The sequence below is a fragment of the Mycobacterium sp. genome (genome assembly GCF_052144515.1).
Classification (GTDB): Bacteria; Actinomycetota; Actinomycetes; order Mycobacteriales; family Mycobacteriaceae; genus Mycobacterium.
The window spans coordinates 1-2,840 of the sequence record NZ_JBKQQD010000324.1; the positions used below are offsets into that span (position 1 = coordinate 1).

A 2,840-nucleotide genomic window follows, 5' to 3' on the forward strand; every position below is an offset into this window, starting at 1 on the left:
TCCATGGTGCCGGGACGATTGCTCTCCAGCAGGACATCGGCGGTATTGGCAAGTCGGGCAATAACTTCTGGGCCGCGCGGCGCGCGCATATCCACCACGGCAGAGCGTTTGCCCCGCGAGAGGGACCTGGCCGGATCGAAAGGATGCGGGGTCGCCGGCCGCTCGACCGCCACCACGTCTGCTCCGAAATCGGCAAGCAGCATCGAACAGAAAGGGCCGGGGCCCAATGCGCTCAGGTCCAGCACGCGCACGCCGGTCAACGGCGGCACACCGGTTCGTGCGATGCCCGGTGGCGGAAGCTCGACCACTCGGTCAAGATACCAAACAAAGTTTGTTTGTGACGACGCCGTCGCCCGTATGCGTGGTCGCGCGCAGCGCCGAACAGCATCTCTCGAGGGGAGTTATTCGGTCGGCCGTCCGACCGTCTGCCTAAACCAAATAATGATCGTCAAATACTTGACGATGCCATATGCTGACGCAATGACCATGCGTACCTTGATCCAGCTCAGCAAGGGCAAGACGAGCAGGCAGGCCCACCGCGATCTGCCCGGCGCTGGCACCAACGGCGAACTCCTCAAGGACGATGAACTCACGCGGCGGGGCTTCGACGGCCGCGAGGCGGTGTTGTACCGCTCCAGTGACCCGACGGTCTTCCGCACCGAGGGCCGGTTCCGGTCGACCAGCGTGATGCTTGGTGACATCAAGCCAGAGGATCTGACCGATTCGCGCGGAAACGCACAACGCCTGTACTACAACGCCGACGCCACCATCTGGTTGTCACGGCGAGCCGAGCCGATGCCGTTCTACCGCCGCAACGTCGACGGCGACGAGTGCTGGTTCGTCCACCGCGGATCGGGGACGGTCGAGACGGAATTCGGCCCAATCAGTTACGGCCAAGGCGATTACGTCGTCATCCCCAAGGCCATCACCCACCGTTTCGTGGTCGACGGTGGCGAGACCATGTTGTTCGGTATCGAGACGGTTGGTGAGCTGCGGGCGCCTACCTATGTGGGACTGGGCCGTCACGCCCCGTTCGATCCCGACGTGATCCGTGTGCCCGAGCCCGCCGCCATGCTCTCTGATAGGGACGAATGCGAGATCAGAGTCAAGTACGACAACGAGTACTCGTCGATCTACGTCGACCATCACCCGTGCGACGTGCAGGGGTGGAAGGGGGACTATTTTCCGTTTGCGTTCAACATCGGTGACTGGAACGTGATCATGTCCGACAGCCTGCACCTGCCGCCGTCGATGCATTGCTTTCTGGTCGCCGACGGCATCAACATCATCAACCTGCTGCCGCGCCCGTTTGAGTCGGTCGAGGGCGTCGAGCGCATTCCGTGGTTTCACCGCAATGCCGACTACGACGAGATCGCGTTGATCCACGGCGGAAAATCGCTGGGACGTCCGCTTAAATCCGGCTTGGTCAGCCACGATCCGCAGGGCATCCACCACGGCTTCCCCGACCGTGCTCGCATCAAGTCTCGTCGCGAATGGGACGAACACCCCCGAATCGAATGGGAAATCATCATGGTCGAGGCAGCTCGGCCGCTCAAGCTGGACCCTGCCGTGGTGGGCTGATGACGCCGGCACTAACCCTCGGCGCAGGTCACATCACGTGTTGGACGTGACCCACTTCATATGGCATGCTGGCCAATTAAATACCTAACACCGTTTGAGTGCCGTTTGCCCTTGATTCGGAGCCATCTCGATGACCTCTTCCGCTGTTGATCGCAACCTCGCTGCGTTGCTCCCCACTTTCGACCTGTTCGACTCCGAACACGAGAACTGGAAGTACGACGCTTTCGCCTACGCCCGCGAGCACTGCCCGGTAGTCCGCACCGAGACCGAACTCACCGGTCCAATGTGGATGGTCACGCGGTACGCCGATGTTCGCAAAGTTCTCGAGGATCCGGAAACGTTCTCATCGCAGGGAGGTTCACCCGCACCCACCCCGATCGGTCTGGGCCCGCTGGACTCGGATCCTCCGCTGCACACTGGATTTCGCAAGCTGCTCAACCCGTACTTGTCGCGCAAGTACTCGCTGACGTTCGAGGGCGAGATGCGCAGTATTGCCCGCGAGCTCGTCGACGGGTTCGTCGACAAGGGGACGGTTGAACTCCTCGGTGAGTTCGCCGGACCATTCGTGTCCCGGGTGCTGGCGTCCGTGGTCTTCAAGGAGACTGACATGGCAAAGATGGAGCGGGCCAACGAGGTCGTCTTCGCTGTCACCGAAGACGGCACCGAAGAAGCCTTCATGAACCTCGGAATGCTCGCCGCTGAATATCTGGCTGCGGCCACCGAGAATCCGCCGGAGGAAGAAGGCATCCTGCGCTCCCTCGTCACCGGCACTGTTGACGGCAAGCCGCTGGACCCGCAGCAAGCGCTCGGCGCCATCTGCGTGCTGTTCCTCGGCGGGCTGGACACCACTCGTTCGGCGATCGGCACCATCGCCATGAACATGGCCCTGCAGCCTGAACTTGAAGCCCGCGTGCGAGATCCGCGGTGGGTGCGCAACGACATGGACGAGTTCATCCGGCACGCATCCCCGGTGGCCACATTCGGCCGTACGGTCACCCGCGACACTGAAGTCGGCGGCTGCCCGATGCACAAGGGGGACCGGGTCTTGGTGCGTTTCGACTCGGCCAACCGCGACGAAGAGAAGTTTCCCAACGCCGACCAGCTGCAGTTCGAGCCACCGCGCGGCGGCAACGCAGGCTTTGGTCTTGGCATCCACCGCTGCGTAGGCATGCACTTGGCGAGAGTCGAGATCACGATCGCATTCGAAGAGCTGCTGGCCCGTATCACCAACCTGAAATTCGACGGAGATCCGGCCGACC

General features: G+C 62.2%; 3 protein-coding genes. 2 read left to right on the plus strand and 1 reads right to left on the minus strand.

Features of this window, described 5'->3' with window-relative positions:
• A partial coding sequence (locus tag ACLP9N_RS21710; protein ID WP_442409341.1) for a CoA transferase occupies positions 1-308 on the minus strand: 308 nt, incomplete at its 3' end.
• A gap of 178 nt (positions 309-486) precedes the next feature.
• Here ACLP9N_RS21710 and ACLP9N_RS21715 point away from each other — a divergent pair.
• The gene (locus ACLP9N_RS21715) at positions 487-1,581 is read left to right on the plus strand and encodes a homogentisate 1,2-dioxygenase (RefSeq protein WP_442409343.1); all 1,095 of its coding nucleotides are present in this window, start codon (positions 487-489) and stop codon (positions 1,579-1,581) included.
• 130 nt (positions 1,582-1,711) lie between these two features.
• Positions 1,712-2,840 (plus strand): cytochrome P450 (locus ACLP9N_RS21720; RefSeq protein ID WP_442409342.1); only part of this gene is annotated, 1,129 nt, incomplete at its 3' end.